The sequence below is a fragment of the Caldicellulosiruptor hydrothermalis 108 genome (assembly GCF_000166355.1).
Taxonomy (GTDB): Bacteria; Bacillota; Thermoanaerobacteria; order Caldicellulosiruptorales; family Caldicellulosiruptoraceae; genus Caldicellulosiruptor; species Caldicellulosiruptor hydrothermalis.
This window is the reverse complement of sequence record NC_014652.1, coordinates 1,195,057-1,214,664: the sequence shown is the minus strand read 5'-3', so window position 1 is coordinate 1,214,664 and position 19,608 is coordinate 1,195,057. Positions and strand designations below refer to the sequence as shown.

Genomic DNA, 19,608 nt, shown 5'->3' with positions numbered 1-19,608 from the left:
AATGGTTTAAGAAAACGCTTCTCTTATTCTATCCCAAAAATGTTTTCTCTTTTCATATCCCTCTTCTGATGAAAGTCTTTCAAACTCTCTCAAAAGTTCTTTCTGCTTTTCTGTAAGCTTTTTGGGAACCTCCACTATAAACTTCACAACAAGGTCGCCTCTTCCTCGCGAACGCAGGTTCGGAACGCCCTTGCCTCTAATTCTGACCTCATCACCATTTTGTGTCCCTGGTTCAATTCTCACCTTTGTCTTGCCATCAAGCGTTGGAATTTCTATCTCTCCACCCAAAGCTGCATTAACAAATGTTATTGGAACCTCAATATAGAGGTCTTGCCCGACTCTTTTGAACACAGGATGAGGCGCTACTTTTATTCTAATATGCAAATCACCGTTTGGTCCACCTTTTATGCCACTTTCACCCTCGCCTCTTAATGTTATTACCTGACCATCATCAATTCCTGCCGGAATGTTAATCTTTACTCGTCGCTGTCTTCTTACATTTCCCGTTCCGCCACATTCTCTGCATGGGTCTGTTATAATAGTTCCTGTTCCGCCGCATGCATCACAGGTTTTTATGGTGGTGAACTCTCCAAAGAATGTTGCCTGTCTTGACCTTATCTGGCCCGTGCCGCCGCACTTTTGACATCTCACAGGTGCAGAACCTGGTCTTACACCACTTCCACCACAAACACTGCACTTTTCAGTTCTGTAAATTGGAATCTCTTTTTCACAGCCAAATACAGACTCTTTGAGAGTCAGCTCTAAATCGACATATATATCAGCACCTTTTCTTGGTGCTTCTTTTCTTCTTCTGGATGTTCCAAATATATCAAAGCCTTCAAATAGGTCTTCGAAAATATCGCCAAAACTGCCAAAATCAAAGTCAGCAAACCCACCGCCAAATCCACCAGAAAAACCACCGCTGCCTTGCGCACCATATTTCGGGTCAAACGCTGCATGGCCAAACTGGTCGTAAAGCTTTCTCTTTTCAGGGTCGCTCAAGACTTCATATGCTTCATTTATCTCTTTGAACTTTTCCTCTGCTTCTTTATTACCTGGATTTGCATCAGGATGGTATTGTTTTGCAAGTCTTCTGTAGGCTCTTTTTATCTCTTCTTCTGTTGCATTCCTTGAAACACCTAAAATCTCATAGTAGTCCTTTTTTTGTGCCATCTCTATCACCCGCTTACTTTACTGAATATTATTATATACTAATAACATGAATTTAACAAATAATCATAAAAAGGACCAAAGCCATTTTTAAAAACTTCATGACTTTGGTCCTCTACCTTGTTTTTATCACAGTCTTTAGTATACTTTATAATCAGTATTTACATTGCCATCAGGACCACCTTGGCCGCCACCTGGGTTTTGCCCACCTTGTGGTCCCGATGTGGTATAACCCTGCTGATAAAGTCTTGTAGACACATCATAGAACGACTTTGTGAGTTCATCAATTGCCCTTTCAATCTGTTCTTTGTCTTCACCATTCATAACATCTTTCAAGGCTTTTAGTTTTGACTCAATCTGCTGCTTTTCAGCTTCTGTCATCTTGTCACCAAGTTCGCGAAGCAGCTTTTCTGTCTGGTAAATGATAGAGTCTGCTCTGTTTCGTGCCTCAATTAGTTCTTTTCTCTTTCTATCCTGTTCAGCGTACATTTCAGCCTCTTTAATAGCTCTTTGAATCTCTTCTTCACTCAAATGTGTCTGGGATGTTATTGTAATCTTTTGCTCTCTTCCCGTACCAAGGTCTTTTGCTGAAACATGTACAATACCGTTTGCGTCTATATCGAATGTAACCTCAATCTGTGGCACTCCTCGCGGTGCAGGTGGAATACCATCAAGTATAAATCTTCCAAGTGTCTTGTTGTCCTTTGCAAGTGGTCTTTCACCTTGCAGAACGTGAATCTCAACCTGTGTCTGACCATCTGCTGCTGTTGTGAATATCTGGCTTTTTCGTGTTGGGATTGTTGTATTTCTTTCAATAATCTTAGTGAACACGCCGCCCAGAGTCTCAATACCAAGTGAAAGTGGTGTTACGTCCAAAAGCAATATGTCTTTTACCTGACCTCCAAGAACACCTGCTTGGATTGCAGCACCAATTGCAACACACTCATCTGGATTTATTCCTTTAAACGGCTCTTTGCCAGTGAGTTTCTTTACAAATTCCTGAACATAAGGAATTCTTGTTGAACCACCAACCAAAATAACCTTGTCAATCTGCTCTGGAGTGAGCTTTGCATCAGAAAGTGCCGTCTCGACAGGCTCTCTTGTTTTTTCTACAAGGTCTTTTATAAGTTCTTCAAACTTTGCGCGTGTCAATACCATATCAATGTGTTTTGGACCGTTTGCATCTGCTGTGATAAATGGCAGGTTAATAGTTGTCTGAAGCGCAGACGAAAGTTCAATCTTTGCCCTCTCTGCTGCATCTTTTAGTCTCTGGAGCGCAACTTTGTCTTGTCTCAAATCAATTCCGTGCTCTTTCATAAACTCATCAGCTATATAGTCTATAATCCTTTGGTCAAAGTCATCACCACCAAGTCTGTTGTTACCAGATGTCGCTAAAACTTCAATAACACCATCGCCAATCTCCAAGATTGAAACGTCAAATGTTCCACCGCCAAGGTCATATACCATTATCTTTTGATGACCTTCTTTGTCAAGACCGTAAGCTAAAGCTGCTGCTGTTGGCTCGTTGATGATTCTCAAAACTTCAAGTCCTGCAATTCTACCTGCGTTTTTTGTTGCCTGTCTTTGCGAATCTGTAAAGTAAGCTGGAACAGTTATAACGGCCTGTGTTATTTTTTCACCAAGATATGCTTCTGCATCAGCTTTGAGTTTCATCAAAATCATAGCAGATATCTCTTCTGGTGAATATTCCTTGTCATCTATCTTTATCCTTCTGTTTGTACCCATATCTCTCTTTATTGATATAATAGTCCTTTCAGGGTTTGTGATAGCCTGTCTTTTTGCTGCATGACCGACAAGCCTCTCACCTGTCTTGGTGAAAGCTACAACTGATGGAGTTGTTCTGAAGCCTTCTGCGTTAGGAATTACAACAGGCTGACCACCTTCAATAACTGCCATACAAGAGTTTGTTGTACCAAGGTCTATACCTAAAATATGAGCCATTGTTATCAACCTCCTTATTTTTAAAAATTTAGTTTCAAATTCTTCTTAAATTTAATTAGCATTTGCAACCTTTACAAGGCTATATCTAATAACTCTATCTTTTATCTTGTAACCTTTTTGGAATTCTTCAATTACAACATTTTTACCGTACCTTTCATCTTCAACATGCATAATTGCATTGTGAAGGTATGGGTCAAATTCTTTATTCAAAGCCTCAATTGGCTCAACACCAAGTTTTGAAAAGATATCATCAATCTGTTTTTTTATCATTTCAAGCCCCTTTAAAAGTTCATCATTTTTATCTCTTGAATTTTTTGCAGAGTCAATCGCTCTTTCAAAGTTGTCAACAATCGGAAGGAGTTTACCAACAACATCAGCAACAACTTCATAATACATATTCTCTTTATCTTTTGCTATTCTCTTTTTGTAGTTATCAAAATCAGCAGCTATCCTCTGACATAGACTTTTGTACTCTTCAACCTCCCTTTCTTTCTCTTCCAGCTGCTTTTTTAAAGTTTCCACAGTGTCCTCTTGGTGAGGTTCAACCTCAATATCTTCACTACTTTCATTTGACCCATCATTTTCCTGTGTTTTTGCTGCGTCCTCTTGAGGTTCTTGAGAATGTTGCATATTCTCATTTTTTCCCTCGGAATTAGTTTCTTCTAAAGTCTGAGCCTCAGAAGAGTTTACCTCCTCGCTCTTTAGATCTTTGTTTTCCATGTCAAGCATCTTCACAAATCACCTCTTTAATTTATTCTGTAAAAAGTCTTGTCAAAATATCAGATAAAGTATCGCAAATGTAATCAATCAGTGAAACTGTCTGAGAATATCTCAGCCTTTTTGGGCCAATTATACCTATCGAACCAGCAATACTATCACCTATTCTGTAAGTGGAAAGAACAACACTGCACTCTTTTAAATCCTCTATGGGATTTTCTGTACCAATCCTGATGGTTATATGTTCATGCATTGCAGAGTTTATTATTTGTCTTAGCATCTCCTTTTGCTCAAATATATGCAGGAATATCTTTGCCTTTAAAACATCACTAAACTCAGGAAAATCAAACATGTTCTTGATTCCACTTAAAACAACTTCTGTGCTGTCAGCTGCACTGATTGTGCGCAGTACATTTTCAATTATTGGTGACAAGATTGTCTTGTTTTTACCAAGTATGTTTTCAATGTCAAGTACAATTTTTTGGTCAATGTCTTCAAGTTTAAGCCCGCTCAGTTTCTCATTAAGGATATTTGATATATATATGAAGTCTTTTATGTCGACATTCTCCGGTTTGTCCAAGAGAATATCTTTTACAAGACCTGTGTTTGTTACTAAAATTAGTATATACCTTTTGCTGTCAACTGGTACAAGCTGAAGATACTTTATAAAGCTCTTTTTAACATTTGGTGTTGAAATTACTGCTGTGTAGTTTGTAAGGTTAGATATTATCTTTGCAATGTTCTCCATATATTCGTTTATTTCATTGAATTTGATATCAAGTTGCGACCTGATAAATTCAACTTGCTGTGGCGAAAGCCTTGACACCTTCATCAGCTCATCAACATAATACCTGTAGCCCTTATCTGAAGGAATTCTACCAGCTGACGTGTGGGGCTGCTCTAAGTATCCCATCTCCTCTAAGTCCGACATCTCGTTTCTGATTGTAGCAGAAGAAATACCAAAAATGTATTTCTTTGCAATTGTCCTTGAACCAACAGGTTCACCTGTATTTATATAATCATCTATAATAGCTTCAAGTATTCTTCTTTTTCTTTCATCCAGCATTTTCCTCACCTTACTGTTAGCACTCTCTGTTGATGAGTGCTAATTCTAAGATATAAGATATCACTTGAGTAGATTTTTGTCAAGTATATTTTTGACTTTCTTTGACCTTTTTACACAAACTCCCGCCACACCAAATTTGCAAGGTCAATTCCTCTCTCTGTAAGTTTTAGACGGCTGTTGTTTACCTCTATCAATCCATATTTTTTCAGCTTCTCAATTTGAGAGTTGTACTTTCTTTCAAACTCTACGCCAAATCTTTCTCTAAATTCATCAAGAGAAAATCCTTCTATCTTTCTTAGCCCTAATATGATAAACTCCTTTTCACTTTCTTCATTTGAAATAAACTCTTCCCCTTCCACAGCTAAACCATTTTCTTTAATTTTCTTAGCATATTCGTTTATATTAGAAGTATTATAATACCTGTAACCCTCAAAAAATGAATGAGCTGCACAGCCAACTCCAATGTATTCCTCTACATTCCAGTATTTCAAGTTGTGTTTGCACTCAAAACCTTTCTTAGCAAAATTAGAAATCTCATAATGATAAAGTCCAACCTCAGAAAGTATTCTCCTTGCCCACCAGAACATTCTTCTTTCTTCATCTTCGCTTGGCAACAAGCTCTTATACTCTTCATATCTTTCAAAAAGAGGTGTTCCCTCTTCTATCTTCAGTGAATAAATTGACACATGAGGCGGTGAAAATTCCAAAAGTGTATTGAGTGTTTGCATAAAACTTTTAAAAGTCTGATATGGAAGACCTGTGATAACATCAACGCTAAAATTTACAAAATATAAAGGTACCACACTCAAAATCTTCAACGCAACCTCAGAGTCATGGACTCTACCAATTGCTCTCAGTTCTACATCGTTTAGCGACTGTATCCCCACACTGAGTCTGTTTACTCCTGCCAAGCTGTAACTTTGAAGTTTCTCCTGTGTGATACTCTCAGGATTTGCTTCGATGGTTATCTCGCAGTTGCTTTTAATCTTGAAATTTGAATATATAAATTCTAATAGTTCTAAGATATACTTGGCAGAAATGGAGGAAGGTGTGCCACCCCCTATATAAATTGTGTCTATTTCAATTTCATAATTTTCTTTATAATAAATTAACTCACTTTCAAGCGCGCTAAAATATGCAAAAATCACATCATCATTGACATTTTCATATGACACAAAATCACAGTAATAACACTTTCTTTTACAAAATGGAACGTGAATATATAGTCCTATATTTCTCAATTGTGGCTTGCACTTCCTTTTTTTATTTTAACCAAATGGTTTAGTCTTCAAGCTTTAAAACAGCCATAAATGCCTCCTGCGGTATCTCAACCTCTCCTACCTGTTTCATTCGCTTTTTACCCTCTTTTTGCTTCTCTAAGAGCTTCTTCTTTCTTGTGACATCCCCGCCATAACACTTAGCAAGCACATCTTTTCGCAAAGCTTTTACCGTTTCTCTTGCAATAACCTTGCTGCCAATACAAGCCTGAATTGGTATTTCAAATAAGTGCCGCGGAATCTCCTCTTTTAACTTCTCAACAATTCTTCTTGCCCTTTGATAAGCTTTATCCTTGTGAACAATAAACGAAAGCGCGTCAACAACCTCGCCTTTTATCATAATGTCAAGCTTTACAAGTTTTGACTCAGCATACCCTATAAACTCATAGTCAAACGACGCATAACCTTTTGACCTTGACTTTAGAGCATCGAAAAAGTCGTACACAATCTCCATAAGAGGCATCTCATAAGTGAGAATAACACGTGTTGTCTCAATATATGACATGTCCTTAAAAATTCCTCTTCTTTCCTGGCACAGCTCCATCACGCTACCTACAAATTCGTTCGGTACCATGATAGTTGCCTTTACCATTGGTTCTTCCATCTTGGCAATCTCGTTCGGGGGTGGCAGTTTTGTTGGATTGTCAATGTACAAAACCTCACCATCTGTCTTTGTAACTTTAAATACAACAGAAGGTGCTGTTGTGATTATGTTCAAATCATATTCCCTCTCAAGCCTTTCTTGAACAATCTCCATATGCAAAAGTCCAAGAAATCCACATCTAAAACCAAAACCGAGCGCAGCAGAGCTTTCTGGTTCAAAAAACAATGCTGCATCATTTAGCTGAAGTTTTTCAAGTGCATCTTTTAACTCTTCATATTTTGTATCACCAGTTGGATATATTCCACAGAACACCATTGGGTTTAATCTCCTAAAGCCCGGCAGAGGCTCATCAGCTGGATTGTTCGCATCAGTTATGGTATCACCAACTCTTGTATCTCTCACAGTCTTAATTGACGCTGCAATGTAGCCAACATCCCCGGCTCTTAGCTCATCACATGGGATTAGCATTCCCGGTTTAAAATACCCAACTTCTGTTACAGTAAATTGAGCACCTGTTGACATCATCTTAATGGTCATATTAGGTTTCACAACCCCGTCAAACACCCTCACATACGCCAAAACACCTTTGTAGTTGTCATAAAGCGAATCAAAAATTAAAGCTTTTAGCGGTTTTGTATCGTCACCTTTCGGAGGTGGAATGTCTCTTACTATTCTCTCCAAGACCTCCTCTATATTAATGCCCATTTTAGCTGAAATGAGCGGTGCGTCAGAAGCATCAAGTCCAATCACATCTTCTATTTCTTTTTTGACCTCTTCAGGTCTTGCACTTGGTAGGTCAATCTTGTTTATAACAGGTATTATCTCTAAGTTGTGTTCAAGTGCAAGATAGACATTTGCAAGGGTCTGTGCTTCAATACCTTGAGTTGCATCCACAACCAAAATCGCACCTTCACAGGCAGCAAGGCTTCGTGAAACTTCATAGGTAAAGTCTACATGACCAGGAGTATCTATCAGATGAAATGTATATTCCTTGCCATCCTTTGCTTTGTAGTTGAGCCTTACCGCCTGGGCTTTTATGGTAATCCCTCTTTCTCTTTCTATGTCCATGGTGTCAAGTACCTGGTCCTGCATCTCTCTTTCTGTGAGTGCTCCTGTGAGCTCAATTATTCTGTCAGCCAAGGTTGACTTCCCATGGTCTATGTGAGCTATTATGCAAAAGTTACGTATTCTGTCCTGTCTCCTCTCCACTTTAGAATAATCCCCCTACGCACAAAAAATTTTGTTTATTGCACAGTTTTAAGCCATTTATCAACATCTTCAAGCAGTTTTTTGGCATAATTAATGTAGGATGTTTTTACATCATTTCTATTTAAAATGTCTTTTGCTTTAAGAACAATAAAATCATAGTAACTTGCATTCCTTCTTGTCTTTCTAAAGATATATATTGGCTCAACTGATATCTTTTTAGTGAGCTTATTTTCTTTTTTAACAAGATCAAGTCTCACTGTCAAACCAAATCTATTGTATGGAAAAATAACTGTCTGGTCGCACAGGAAATTACCAAGCGAATAAAATACTATCCCCTCTTTTACGTTGCCTGACTCATCCTCAACCTTAACCTTTTCAAACGGCTGAATTGTATGAGTATGAGTACCAATTACAATATCAACACCATTCTTTATAAGCTCTTTTGCAAACTCTTTCTGCTCAAAACTAACTGAGTTTGAATTTTCAAATCCCCAGTTTGCATATGCTATTATAATGTCACAGTCGAGCCCTTTCAAGTACTCAATCTCATTTTGTATCTCATCCTTGTCAAGAAGACTAACAAAATCTTTATAAGTAGAGCTTCCTCCCAAATAGACTGATGAAAGCTCTTTTGTGAACGCAGCAACGCCAATTCTTATGTTGTTTATATCAAAAAACTTTGAGGTATGATCTTCCTTAGAAAGCTTAACACCTACAGTTTCAATCTTTGCCTCTTTCAAATTATTTATTGTTTTCTGCAAACCTTCCACTTTTCCATCAAATATGTGCGATGATGAAAGCACTGCAAGATTAAATCGGCCTGATTTGAGCACATTTAAAACCTCTTTTGGAGCATTGTATTTTCCATATGTTGAAACAGGAATATTGTCAGTAATTGTGCTATCAAACTTGAAAATACTAAGGTCTGCATAAGTGATGTCTTTTACATTTTCCAATATATCCCCGAATGCATAAGCCTGAGATTGTCTGTCATAATAAGATTTTAAAAGATAACCGTTGAAAAACACATCTCCTGCCATAAATATACTTGCCTTGTATTCTTTTGGCTGGGACTTAAGCTTAACAGACAAAGAATTGTTTTTAGCAGAAGTATTCTTATTCTGCTGTGTCTTTGGCAAAGTCTTTTGCTGAGGTTTTCTGGAAACCTCTTCTGAGACAGGAATGTATTTTTTGATGTACATGTTTTCATAGTAAAAAAGAGCATTTATGCCTATCAAAAGTATTATGATAAACGACCCCAATGCATATAAAAGCTTTCTCATATCTCCAGCCCTCTTTCTTTATATACGTTTATTGAAGAAAAACCTTCGATATCAACCGGGAATTCTACTGTCTCTTTTACTATCTTTTGACCATCCAAATACCTCAAAACACCTTTTTTACCAATCTCAAATTTAAGATAATAAGCACACAAGGCTTGCATATCTGCCTTGTACTTTTTATTTAGTTTCCAATCACCATACTTGCTGTCACCCAAGATGCAAAGCCCAACGTGCGCAAGCTGCGCTCTGATTTGATGGGTTTTACCAGTCTTGATTTCAACATCTACAAGCTGCAAGTCATCTTTTTGTCTCACAATCTTATATGCTGTCACCACTTCTGAATAGCCATCTTGTGGAAAGTCAGAAATATATACTTTGCTCTTTTTTGAATCTTTTTTAAGATAGTGAACAAGCACTCCACTTTCTGGCAAATCAGCTTTTTTAGTTATACATAAATACTTCTTTATAATTGCCCTTCTACTCATATATTTTAACATCTCGCTTAAAACTTGTCTATTTTTTGCAACGATCATAAGTCCTGCTGTGTTCCTGTCAAGCCTGTGACAAAGCTGAGGAAGTTCATTTTTAGAGTAATTGTCTTCTATCCAGCTGACAACAGAGTACTCATTGTTCGAATCTGGATGTGATGGAATTCCGTATGGTTTGTCAATTACAACAATGTTGTCATCCTCGTACACTTTAAGAATCTCCACTTTTTTGTGCTCCAAAAATCTATCTTCTATTTCAAAACTTACAGTGTCTCCAAACCTCAAAACCTGTCCTTTTTGAGCAGGAAGAAAACTTACAATAATTTCTCCTCTCCTGAGCATTTTAAAAATTACACTCATTGGAATTATAGGATATTTCTTTTTTATGGCTTTTTCCACTTTTACCCCTGCCAGCTCTTTATCAACAACAAAATTCACCGTCACTTCTTGATCACTCCCTTTTAACACATGAGAATACTAATATCATATAATAAAATTGACCAAATTGAAAATGAAAAAATCATGAAAATTGGCATTGATGGTAGAGCTGCTAAATGGTATAGGGGTTCCGGTATTGGCACATACACCTATCAGCTTTTAAATTATATCAAAAAACTCGACAAAGAAAATGAATATTTAATAATTTGGCCTGATAGCTGCGAGACAGAATTTGTACTTGCACAGAATATAAACATCAACCTTCTTCCTCAGCAGTTAGATAAGTTCTGGGAAGAAATTATGATAAAAGAGATTATACTTCAAAATGATATTGATATATATCATGTCCCTCAAAATGGTATTGGGCTTCCTCTGTCTAAAAAATGCAGTTACATTATTACTCTGCATGACATAATTCCTTTCAGGCTTCCTGAAACAGTTGGACCGGGCTATTTGAAAATATTTAGAGATGTCGTCCCAAAAATTATAAAAATAACCGACTGTATCATCACTGTATCTGAGTTTTCCAAAAAAGATATTTGCGAATACTTCGACATCCATCCATCAAAAGTATTTGTAACATATTTAGCAGCAGAAGACATATACAAGCCCTTACCAGAAGATGAAGTCAAAACCTTTCTTTTGCAAAAATTCAACATTGATTTCCCATACATCCTTTATGTAGGTGGTTTTTCGCCAAGGAAAAATCTTAAAAGATTGGTCAAAGCTTATTCCTTAATAAGAGAAAAAATCGAGCACATCCATCTTGTTATACCGGGGAAGTTCAGCAGAAGTTATGAGGAAATAAAAAATCTGGTTGAAAATCTTAAGCTCACTTCCCACGTGCATTTTCTTTCCTATGTGGATGTAGAATTTATGCCATATATATACAACGGTGCTTTGCTTTTTGTATATCCATCGCTGTACGAAGGGTTTGGTCTTCCACCACTTGAGGCAATGGCTTGCAAAGTCCCGACTATAGCAAGCAACACAACTTGCCTGCCTGAAGTTTTAAAGGATGCTGCCCTGTATGTGGACCCTTATTCTGAAGAAGACATCGCTCAAAAAATACTGCTTGTTTTAGAAAATGTAGAGCTACGAAATCAGCTTGCTCAAAAAGGTTATTTGCTTTCAAAAAGTTATAGCTGGGAAAAAACAGTTATGAATACTTTGAAAATTTACCAGCAAATTTTTTCCTTGAAATATTAAAAAAATTAGAATATAATTGATGATGTAAATAACAAAAGGTCGGGGCGTAGCTCAGTTTGGTTAGAGCGCTAGCTTGGGGTGCTAGAGGTTCGCTGGTTCAAGTCCAGTCGCCCCGACCATCTTATTTTTTTCAAGTTCAGCTTTCAAGCCTAAAAAGCATGCGGAAAATATCAAAAAGATTTCTCTTTTGGACATCCTTCTTGGCAATTAAGTCATATGCACCCAGCAATTTCCCTTCTTGCCATAGTTCTAATTTTCCAATCTTCTGTCCAGTTTTCACAGGTGCTGATATTTGCTGAGGCAAGGTTACTTTTGATTCAACTGTACTTTCATCACCTTTTTTAACAAGAAGCTTGACATCTGTGCTCAAAATTGCTTCTACTTCTTTCTCAATTCCATTTTTCACCTTTACCTTCCCAAAACAATATCCTTTAGAATAAGGGCTGTACATTGAAAAATTTGCAAAACCCCAATCCAAAAGCTTTGTGGCCTCATTAAACCTTGTTTTGCTGTCTGGTGCTCCCATTATAACCGCAATTAAATGAAGGCCATTTCTCAAAGCCGATGCTGATACACAAAACTTTGCTTTGTCGGTAGAACCTGTTTTGACACCTGTACATCCTCTATAAAACCTCACAAGCTTGTTTGTATTTGTAAGGCCAAACTTGCCTTCCCTTATGGTATCTACCCATGTTGTAAGGTATTTTCTGATGATCTTGTGTTTTAAAAGTTCTCTTGACATTATTGCAACATCATATGCGCTGGTGTAATGATTCTCAGCATCAAGTCCATATGGATTTACAAAGTTTGTGTCAAGCATTCCAAGTTCTTTTGCTTTTTTGTTCATCATATAAACAAATTCTTGGACGCTTCCTGCAATGTGCTCAGCAAGTGCAACACACGCATCATTTGCTGAGGCAATTGCAATTGATTTTAAAAGCTCTTCAACTGTCATCTCTTCATTTTCCTTAAGATAAATTTGAGACCCTCCAAGACTTGACGCATTTTGACTTGCAATTACTCTATCAGAGAGTTTTATTCTGCCTTTTTCTATAGCTTCACATATTAAAATCATGGTCATTATCTTGGTGATCGACGCTGGGGGAAGTTTTTCATGTGAGTTCTTTTCGTAAAGAATCTTTCCTGTGTCAAAGTCAACAAGTATTGCTGATTTTGCTGAAATTTCTAAGGACGGTGTTTGGGTTTGAAGGGACTCGCCAAATACTTTATTACAGCCAATAAGTGAATTTCCAAACAATAGGAAAATCAAAATTAAAATTGCTATGGCCTTTCTCACCTTGCCATCACCCCAATTCTTTAATTCTCCTACTTTTAAATTATCTGCACATTCAGCTTTGGTTATTCATTATACATATTCTCAAAAATTTAGATGCATAATACTATTTGTAAAATCTTATTGCAGCGTGAATTAAACTGCATGGGGTGATGATAAATGAGATTTGTAAAAGCATTAATATTACTCATACTTTTGAGTTTGAGCGTATATACTATAGCAGACTATCAGCACCTTAAATTCAAATATGCTCTCTCTCCTATTGTTCTTTCATACTATGGTTCTACCGGACCAGAGGTTATTGAAATCCAGAAAAGACTTAAACAGTGGGGATATTACGATGGGCCAATTGACGGTATTTATGGATATAAAACATATATGGCGGTAAGATACTTCCAGGCTAAAAATGGCCTTAAAGTAGATGGAATTGCAGGAAGTGAAACTCTAAGGGCACTTGGAATTGTCACAACAACATCACGTTCATCATACAGCTCAAACCTCAACCTTCTTGCTCATCTTATCAGTGCAGAGGCGCGGGGAGAACCTTATGTTGGACAAGTTGCAGTAGGAGCAGTGGTGCTAAATAGGGTGAGACATCCAAGCTTTCCAAACTCAATAGCAGGTGTGATCTATCAACCAGGGGCTTTTGAGTCTGTAGCAAACGGTCAGATAAACCTTCCCCCGACAGTATCAGCAATAAACGCTGCAAGGGATGCACTCAACGGATGGGACCCGACAGGTGGCGCGCTTTACTTTTTTAATCCTGCAAAAACTACAAACAAATGGATTTGGAGCAGACCAATCGTGGCTGTCATAGGCAATCATGTATTCGCAAGGTAAAGGAAGGTGAATCAATTCAAAGATGCAACTGCCTTTTAAATTTTACCCACAACAGCCCATTGCAGGTGATAAATTGATAGTAACTTACAATAATGGTATTTTACTAGATGGTCTTGAGAAGGAAATTTATCTTAAATTTGGGTTTGGAGATGAGTTTGCAGAAGGCAAAGTTTATGAAACTAAAATGATAAAGAAAAATGGCGAATATATAGCAGTACTTCCTCTGCTCAAAAGTGGTTTTTTATTTATTGCATTTAAAGACAATTTTGGAAATCCAGATGATAACAATGGAAACTTTTATAAGATAGGTATAAAATCAAAGGAATGAGAAGAAGCTCCTTCTCATTCCTTTTTACAATCTTTACATATACCATAGAACTTAACTATGTGATTGACAACTTTAAATCCTTTTTCTTTTTCTATTTGATCCTCTAAACTTTCAAGTAAATCATCCTCTGCTTCTTCCACTTTCCCGCACTTTATACATATCAAGTGATGATGATTGTGAGAATCTTCGCTATTTGAAAGTTCAAAACGTGAACATCCATCGTCAAGGTCAATCTTGTTAAGAACTTTTAAATCGTTCAAAAGCATTATGGTTCTGTATACTGTTGCAAGTCCAATCTCTGGCATCTTCTCTTTTACTATCTTGTAAATCTCTTCAATGCTCAAATGTTTGTCTTGATTGTCAAGAATTGAATCTAATATTATTCTTCTTTGGGTTGTGAGCTTATAACCTTTTTGCTTAAGCTGATCTTTTATTTCTTCCAACTGATCTTTTTTCATTCTGAATATCACTGCTCCGCCACATCAATTTGTAATTTGCAATTTATTTATGATATACATTTTATTCTCTCAAAAGCTCAGATGTCAAGACTTCATTGAACAACTCTTTTTGCAGGTTTTGCAATTTCCTGAACACTTAAACGCTTCAAACAAAGATGCGTTACACCGCGGACATTTTTTGTTTGAAATGTCCACCTCATAACCACACACAGGACATTTTACTTTCATCACAAAAACACTCTCCCTTTTGTTTTGGACTGAATCTTTAAAGTATTATATGTGCAAGAATCCCTCCCACTAAAATCGCAATCACAGCAGAAGAAACCCACACAAAAACTGAATATTTAAGCCCGTTTTCTTTTGTCATCATAGCAAAAGAAGTAATGCAAGGAACAAACAATGTTGTTGTTACAAGTGCAACAAACATCTGACCTTTTGTTGTCGGGATTGTCACAAGACCTGCAGCTCCATAGTCTCGTCTTATTATACCCAGGATAAATACCTCAGTTATCTCCTTTGGCAGCTTTAAAAATCCTGTAACAACCGGCTGTGCAAAATTTTCTATAGCATGAAGAAGGTTTGTTGCATCCAAAAATCCAAGTACAAGCGTTGCTGCAACAAAGATCGGAAAAGCCTCTACCAAAAATCCTTTTGATTTATAATAGGTTTTTTTCAAAACATTAGAAGGCTGAGGAATTCTCAAAGTTGGGAGATCTATAAAAAGCGATGTTGATTCACCCTTTATAATTTTGTTCAATATCCTGCCCACCAGTCCGAAAATAAATGCAATTATCAAAATATAAGCAACAAGATACCAAAACCCAAGTCTTGAAATAAGCCCACTAATTATTCCAAGCTGAGCAGAGCATGGTATTGTGAGTCCCAGCAAAAACATTGTAATGAGCCTTTCTCTTTTTGACCCTAATATTCTTGTTGTCATTGTTGCCATTGTAACACAGCCAAAGCCCAAAATTATAGGAATTATCGCCCTTCCATTTAAACCTATCTTATTAAACACTCTGTCAACAAGCGCTGCAATTCTGGGAAGATAACCGCTGTCTTCTAATATACTCATAAAAAGGTGGAAGGCTACAACAAGAGGAAACAACAAACCAAAAAAGATGATTGGAAACATAGAAAGAATTCCATAATTACCAACAATAATCTTTTGCAAAAAGAGGTTTGTAACAAACTTACCTACAATCCCTTTTATTAAGCCAAGATAATATTCTCCCATCACTGTATTCATAGTAAAGTCAACCAGTCTTTGCGCAACAAGCACTCCCATAAAATAATACATAATATACATAGTGGCAAACAAAATAGGAATTCCTGTGACAGGATTTATGAGAACTTGACTTAGTTTGTTTTTGAACTCAAGCTTTTTGGTATCAAACTTGACAGTTTTATTGAATATCTCATCCACATAGGTGCGCCTCAAAGCGAATATCTTTTCTTGAAGTTCAGACACTGATGAACTGAATACATTTTCAGCTTCGGCAAGGCTTTCCCAAGAAAATTTCTTTCCTTCAGATTCTAAAATCTTTTCTAAATTAGGAGTGGATTTGCCCTTTTTAAAAAGATTTTTGTCTATAGCTTCTCTCAACTTGTCAATACCAATTCCTTTGCTTGCAGATGTTGCTATCACTTCAACACCAAGGCTTTCTTTTAGTTTTTCTATGTCAATTTTGATATTATTTTTCTCAACCTCGTCAACCATGTTAAGTACAACTATGACTTCTTTTTGGTAATCAATAAGCTGCTGTGTTAAGAATAAGTCTCTGTCAAGATGGACACTGTCGACTACATTTATAATCTTCTGCGTATTCAGCACAATATCACGCGTTACAATCTCTTCATCATTGAAAGAAGAAATTCCATAAACGCCTGGTGTGTCGACAATAACATAATCCTTGTAAAAACCATAATTAACATCTACAGTTGTGCCGGGATAATTTGAAACTTCTACATATCTTCCTGTCAGTTTATTGAAAATAACCGACTTCCCAACATTAGGATTTCCAACAAGTGCTATTACCTCTTTGTCATCTGGAATATTTAGCATCTCTTGAACACAGTGACAGTTCAAATGTATCAAGCCCCTTTCTACTTTTGAGTCTCAACTTCAATTTGCTTAGCAAGACCGTTTCCTATTGCAATCTCTTGGTGATTCTTCCTGAGAATAATAGGACCATTATTTATTTTAGCTACACATTTTACTTTGCTTCCTTCATTTATACCAAATCTCAAAGCATACACACGTGCGGTTTTGCTTTTTATGCTCTTTATTATAACTTCCTGGTCTTTTGAAATCATATCCAGCGTCAAAGCTGATCACCTCTCATGATATTTAACATAAAACTCTCTGGTTTTTTTGAAAACAATTTGTAATTGATATTTTGTGTTAATTGAAAATCATTTTCAATTATATAATAACAGATTTTTCTTTCTGGGTCAAGAAGAATATTTGAAACTGCATCTCTTTTATTTAAAACTAAAAAAAAAGGGACCACTCCTCTTCTTTACGAGCAGTCCCTTTTGAATCTTTATCTTTTTTCTTTTTCTACCTTATATCTTTCCTTGCTTTTTCAAAATCTTTTCCATCTCGTCAACAAGCTGACCAAAATATGTTAACAAGTTGTCAACAGGCTTTGTTGATGTCATATCAACACCTGCTTTTTTAAGAACATTGATTGGATAATCTGAACTTCCTGCTTTTAAGAACTCTATATATTTAGCAGTATCGCCTTTCTCAATATTCTTTACAACCTCATTTGCAGCAGCCATAGAAGTTGCGTATTTGTAAACATAAAAGTTCATGTAAAAGTGTGGTATTCTTGCCCACCATAGTGTTGCAAGCTTATCAACTTCAAAGCTATCACCGTAATACTTCTTCATTAAATTACCCCAAATGTTACTTAATGTTTCTGCAGAAAGTGCTTCGCCCTTTTCAACTCTTTCATGAATTTCTTTCTCGAATTCAGCATACATAACCTGAGTATAAACAGTACCTCTTATATTTTCTACTAAAGTATTTAATAGATAAAGTCTTTCATCATCACTTTTTGCTTTTTTAAGCAGATAATTAATCATGAGAAGCTCATTTGTGGTTGAAGCAACCTCAGCTGTGAAGATTGGCACATTAGAATTTATATACTTTTGTGTCTTGTTTGTATAGTATGAATTTATAGCATGCCCAAGTTCATGAGCAAGAGTTAAAACAGAATCCATAGTGTTATTATAATTCATAAGGATATAAGGATGCGTATCATACGCTCCCCATTGATATCCACCTGTATACTTGTTCTCGGTCTCAAATACGTCTATCCACCTATTGTTGAATGCAATGTTTAAAACCTTTAAATAATCATTCCCAAGTGGCTTTAAACCTTCTAAAATCAACTTCTTCGCCTGTTCATAATCAATGTTCATTTCATAATTTGCTACAAGCGGAACATACATATCATATATATGAACTTTGTCAAGATTGAGTACCTTCTTTCTAAGCTCCACATACTTATGCAAGTACTTAATATTGTTATTAACTGCCTTGATAAGATTATCATAAACACTCCTTGGAATAAATTCTTGTGCTAAAGAAGCCTCTAATGCTGAATTATATTTTCTTGCCTTTGCAAAAAACACATTCTTCTTAACCTCAGCAGTCAATGTAGCTGCCAATGTATTTTTAACTTTGTCAAATGAGGAGTATATACCTTCAAATGCTCTCTTCCTAAAATCTCTGTCCTTGTTCTCAAGATACTTTCCATAACTTGCCTCGGTAAGTTGAATCTCATTACCCTTGTCATCCTTAATCTTTGGGAATGTGAGATCTGCATACTTTAGCTGAGTGAATATATTGTATGGTGAGCCTGCAAAATCCTGAGCTAACGCTAATAATTCTTCACCCTCTGGGGAGAGCGTATGAGGTTTTTGCTTTAGAACAGCATCCAGATACATTTTATAATCTGCAAAACTCTTATCTTGCATATAGGATTTTAAAGTTTTTTCAGGCAAACGCAAAAGTTCTGGCTGGATAAACGAAACCGCTGCCGAGACTTGCGCATACATCGTCTCAGATTTTGATCTCATTTCACTGACCTTGTTATCAGCCTGATTTTCATCAGCCTTCATATGAGCATAAACATAGACTTTATCTGCAATTCTCATCATCTCATCTCTTAACTTCAAACATTCAAGTAGTTTATTTTTGTCTGAAAGTTTACCCTTATAGTTTTTAAATTTAGGAATATAATAATTTAGAACCTTGTTGAGATCTGCATTCCACTTTTCTGGTGAACTATAGATGTCTTCAAGATTCCACTTGTACTTGTCAGGGATTTCACTTCTCTTTTTCACACCCTCAGAAGCAAAACCAATAACTGTGGTGACAATAAAAGAGAAGATAATAGCAAAGACTAAAAGTTTTTTTAAATGCATCCTCTTCATTTTGTTCGCGGAAACTACCGCTTTCCCCCTTTCTTAAAATTGTATTCATGTGTGCTTTTATACATTCAATTTGGTATAAATTATACATCATTACAACTATTTTTGCAATATTATTGAAGATAGTCTTTAATTAGTATTCAGAGTTTTGTTTGTCTAATGAAAAAGACTACTATAATTCCTCTATTTGTTGAATTTTGCAGTTAAGATGATTTGAAAACTAAAACTCATTGTAGTATATTTAAGTTTTAGAGGACAATCGCAAACTCTAAGAATTTCAAAATTTCTATCGAGGTGATTTTTCATGGCACACAAAATGGTCAAAATTGAAGACCTCAATTTTAATCCCTTTACTCTAATTGGAAAAGAGTGGATGCTCATTACAGCAGGGAACATCAACTCATTTAACACAATGACTGCAAGCTGGGGAAGCCTCGGCTATATTTGGGAAAGGCCTGTTGCCTTTTGTGTAATAAGACCCCAGAGGTTTACAAGAAAGTTTGTTGAAGAAAATGAATTCTTTACACTTTCGTTTCTCGGTAGGGAGTATAGGTCAACTCTTGAAATCTGCGGCAAATACTCTGGCAAAGATGTTAATAAGGTTGAGATGGCAAAGCTCACCCCCAAAGAAGATGAAGAGTTCAAAACAGTGTTTTTCGATGAGGCTAACCTTGTTTTGATTTGCAAAAAGATTTATTTTCAAGATATAATCCCTGAGAATTTCCTGGACAAAAGCATTGACAATTTTTACACTGCAAAAGATTATCATAGAATGTTTATTGGGGAGATTGTTAAAGTGCTAAAGAGGGAGGAGTAAAA

At 36.4% G+C, this 19,608-nt stretch carries 17 protein-coding genes and 1 tRNA gene; 5 read left to right on the top strand and 13 right to left on the bottom strand.

Annotated features, from left to right (window positions below):
* Nucleotides 1–6: 6 nt before the first annotated feature.
* From dnaJ to CALHY_RS05965, 8 genes are all read right to left on the bottom strand, one after another.
* Nucleotides 7–1,173, bottom strand: a complete 1,167-nt coding sequence (gene dnaJ, locus CALHY_RS06000) for a molecular chaperone DnaJ (protein ID WP_013403087.1) — start codon at nucleotides 1,171–1,173, stop codon at nucleotides 7–9.
* Between the two features lie 135 nt (nucleotides 1,174–1,308).
* Entirely contained in the window at nucleotides 1,309–3,132 is a 1,824-nt protein-coding gene (dnaK, locus tag CALHY_RS05995) for a molecular chaperone DnaK (RefSeq protein WP_013403086.1), read from the bottom strand.
* Between the two features lie 51 nt (nucleotides 3,133–3,183).
* Nucleotides 3,184–3,861, bottom strand: a complete 678-nt coding sequence (gene grpE, locus CALHY_RS05990; protein WP_013403085.1) for a nucleotide exchange factor GrpE — start codon at nucleotides 3,859–3,861, stop codon at nucleotides 3,184–3,186.
* A 22-nt stretch (nucleotides 3,862–3,883) separates the two neighbouring features.
* Nucleotides 3,884–4,915, bottom strand: coding sequence for a heat-inducible transcriptional repressor HrcA (gene hrcA, locus CALHY_RS05985; protein WP_013403084.1), 1,032 nt, complete (start codon nucleotides 4,913–4,915; stop codon nucleotides 3,884–3,886).
* Between the two features lie 110 nt (nucleotides 4,916–5,025).
* Nucleotides 5,026–6,156 carry a radical SAM family heme chaperone HemW gene (gene hemW, locus CALHY_RS05980; protein ID WP_013403083.1) on the bottom strand — a complete coding sequence of 377 codons (1,131 nt, stop codon included), beginning with the start codon at nucleotides 6,154–6,156 and terminating at the stop codon, nucleotides 5,026–5,028.
* Between the two features lie 40 nt (nucleotides 6,157–6,196).
* A complete protein-coding gene (gene lepA, locus CALHY_RS05975; RefSeq protein WP_013403082.1) occupies nucleotides 6,197–8,005 on the bottom strand; it encodes a translation elongation factor 4 in 1,809 nt (602 codons plus the stop codon).
* A 35-nt stretch (nucleotides 8,006–8,040) separates the two neighbouring features.
* The gene (locus tag CALHY_RS05970; protein ID WP_013403081.1) at nucleotides 8,041–9,288 is read right to left on the bottom strand and encodes a CapA family protein; all 1,248 of its coding nucleotides are present in this window, start codon (nucleotides 9,286–9,288) and stop codon (nucleotides 8,041–8,043) included.
* Nucleotides 9,285–10,220 (bottom strand): RluA family pseudouridine synthase, encoded by a 936-nt coding sequence (locus CALHY_RS05965; RefSeq protein WP_013403080.1) that lies wholly within the window; start codon nucleotides 10,218–10,220, stop codon nucleotides 9,285–9,287. Before CALHY_RS05965 ends, CALHY_RS05970 begins: the two co-directional genes overlap by 4 nt.
* A 78-nt stretch (nucleotides 10,221–10,298) precedes the next feature.
* Between CALHY_RS05965 and CALHY_RS05960 the strand changes: the two genes are divergently transcribed.
* Both CALHY_RS05960 and CALHY_RS05955 read left to right on the top strand, forming a co-directional pair.
* Nucleotides 10,299–11,423, top strand: coding sequence for a glycosyltransferase family 4 protein (locus CALHY_RS05960; protein WP_013403079.1), 1,125 nt, complete (start codon nucleotides 10,299–10,301; stop codon nucleotides 11,421–11,423).
* A 40-nt stretch (nucleotides 11,424–11,463) separates the two neighbouring features.
* Nucleotides 11,464–11,542, top strand: a tRNA-Pro gene (locus tag CALHY_RS05955).
* A 17-nt stretch (nucleotides 11,543–11,559) separates the two neighbouring features.
* On the opposite strand, the gene CALHY_RS05950 is transcribed toward CALHY_RS05955, so the two are convergent.
* On the bottom strand, nucleotides 11,560–12,720 hold the full coding sequence (locus CALHY_RS05950) for a D-alanyl-D-alanine carboxypeptidase family protein (RefSeq protein WP_013403078.1): 1,161 nt from the start codon (nucleotides 12,718–12,720) through the stop codon (nucleotides 11,560–11,562).
* A gap of 156 nt (nucleotides 12,721–12,876) precedes the next feature.
* Between CALHY_RS05950 and sleB the strand changes: the two genes are divergently transcribed.
* Together sleB and CALHY_RS05940 are read left to right on the top strand one after the other, a co-directional pair.
* Entirely contained in the window at nucleotides 12,877–13,557 is a 681-nt protein-coding gene (sleB, locus tag CALHY_RS05945) for a spore cortex-lytic enzyme (RefSeq protein WP_013403077.1), read from the top strand.
* Nucleotides 13,558–13,579: 22 nt separating this feature from the next.
* On the top strand, nucleotides 13,580–13,885 hold the full coding sequence (locus CALHY_RS05940; RefSeq protein ID WP_013403076.1) for a hypothetical protein: 306 nt from the start codon (nucleotides 13,580–13,582) through the stop codon (nucleotides 13,883–13,885).
* 14 nt (nucleotides 13,886–13,899) lie between these two features.
* Here CALHY_RS05940 and CALHY_RS05935 read toward each other — a convergent pair whose 3' ends face one another.
* The 4 genes from CALHY_RS05935 to pepF form a co-directional block, all read right to left on the bottom strand.
* Entirely contained in the window at nucleotides 13,900–14,343 is a 444-nt protein-coding gene (locus CALHY_RS05935) for a Fur family transcriptional regulator (RefSeq protein WP_013403075.1), read from the bottom strand.
* 265 nt (nucleotides 14,344–14,608) lie between these two features.
* Nucleotides 14,609–16,432 carry a ferrous iron transport protein B gene (feoB, locus tag CALHY_RS05930; protein ID WP_013403074.1) on the bottom strand — a complete coding sequence of 608 codons (1,824 nt, stop codon included), beginning with the start codon at nucleotides 16,430–16,432 and terminating at the stop codon, nucleotides 14,609–14,611.
* A 17-nt stretch (nucleotides 16,433–16,449) separates the two neighbouring features.
* Nucleotides 16,450–16,671 (bottom strand): FeoA family protein, encoded by a 222-nt coding sequence (locus CALHY_RS05925; protein ID WP_013403073.1) that lies wholly within the window; start codon nucleotides 16,669–16,671, stop codon nucleotides 16,450–16,452.
* Nucleotides 16,672–16,911: 240 nt separating this feature from the next.
* Complete coding sequence (pepF, locus tag CALHY_RS05915; RefSeq protein WP_202944081.1) at nucleotides 16,912–18,783, bottom strand: oligoendopeptidase F; 1,872 nt, start codon at nucleotides 18,781–18,783, stop codon at nucleotides 16,912–16,914.
* 310 nt (nucleotides 18,784–19,093) lie between these two features.
* On the opposite strand from pepF, the gene CALHY_RS05910 reads away from it, so the two are divergent.
* The gene (locus CALHY_RS05910; protein WP_013403071.1) at nucleotides 19,094–19,606 is read left to right on the top strand and encodes a flavin reductase family protein; all 513 of its coding nucleotides are present in this window, start codon (nucleotides 19,094–19,096) and stop codon (nucleotides 19,604–19,606) included.
* Nucleotides 19,607–19,608 lie beyond the last annotated feature (2 nt).

Coding starts and splice junctions, on each gene's coding strand:
- sleB (WP_013403077.1), top strand. CDS start 12,877: ATGAGATTTGTAAAAGCATTAATATTACTCATACTTTTGAGTTTGAGC.
- CALHY_RS05935 (WP_013403075.1), bottom strand. CDS start 14,343: ATGAAAAAAGATCAGTTGGAAGAAATAAAAGATCAGCTTAAGCAAAAA.
- CALHY_RS05960 (WP_013403079.1), top strand. CDS start 10,299: ATGAAAATTGGCATTGATGGTAGAGCTGCTAAATGGTATAGGGGTTCC.
- CALHY_RS05940 (WP_013403076.1), top strand. CDS start 13,580: ATGCAACTGCCTTTTAAATTTTACCCACAACAGCCCATTGCAGGTGAT.
- CALHY_RS05910 (WP_013403071.1), top strand. CDS start 19,094: ATGGCACACAAAATGGTCAAAATTGAAGACCTCAATTTTAATCCCTTT.
- dnaK (WP_013403086.1), bottom strand. CDS start 3,132: ATGGCTCATATTTTAGGTATAGACCTTGGTACAACAAACTCTTGTATG.
- CALHY_RS05970 (WP_013403081.1), bottom strand. CDS start 9,288: ATGAGAAAGCTTTTATATGCATTGGGGTCGTTTATCATAATACTTTTG.
- dnaJ (WP_013403087.1), bottom strand. CDS start 1,173: ATGGCACAAAAAAAGGACTACTATGAGATTTTAGGTGTTTCAAGGAAT.
- pepF (WP_202944081.1), bottom strand. CDS start 18,783: ATGCATTTAAAAAAACTTTTAGTCTTTGCTATTATCTTCTCTTTTATT.
- grpE (WP_013403085.1), bottom strand. CDS start 3,861: ATGCTTGACATGGAAAACAAAGATCTAAAGAGCGAGGAGGTAAACTCT.
- hrcA (WP_013403084.1), bottom strand. CDS start 4,915: ATGCTGGATGAAAGAAAAAGAAGAATACTTGAAGCTATTATAGATGAT.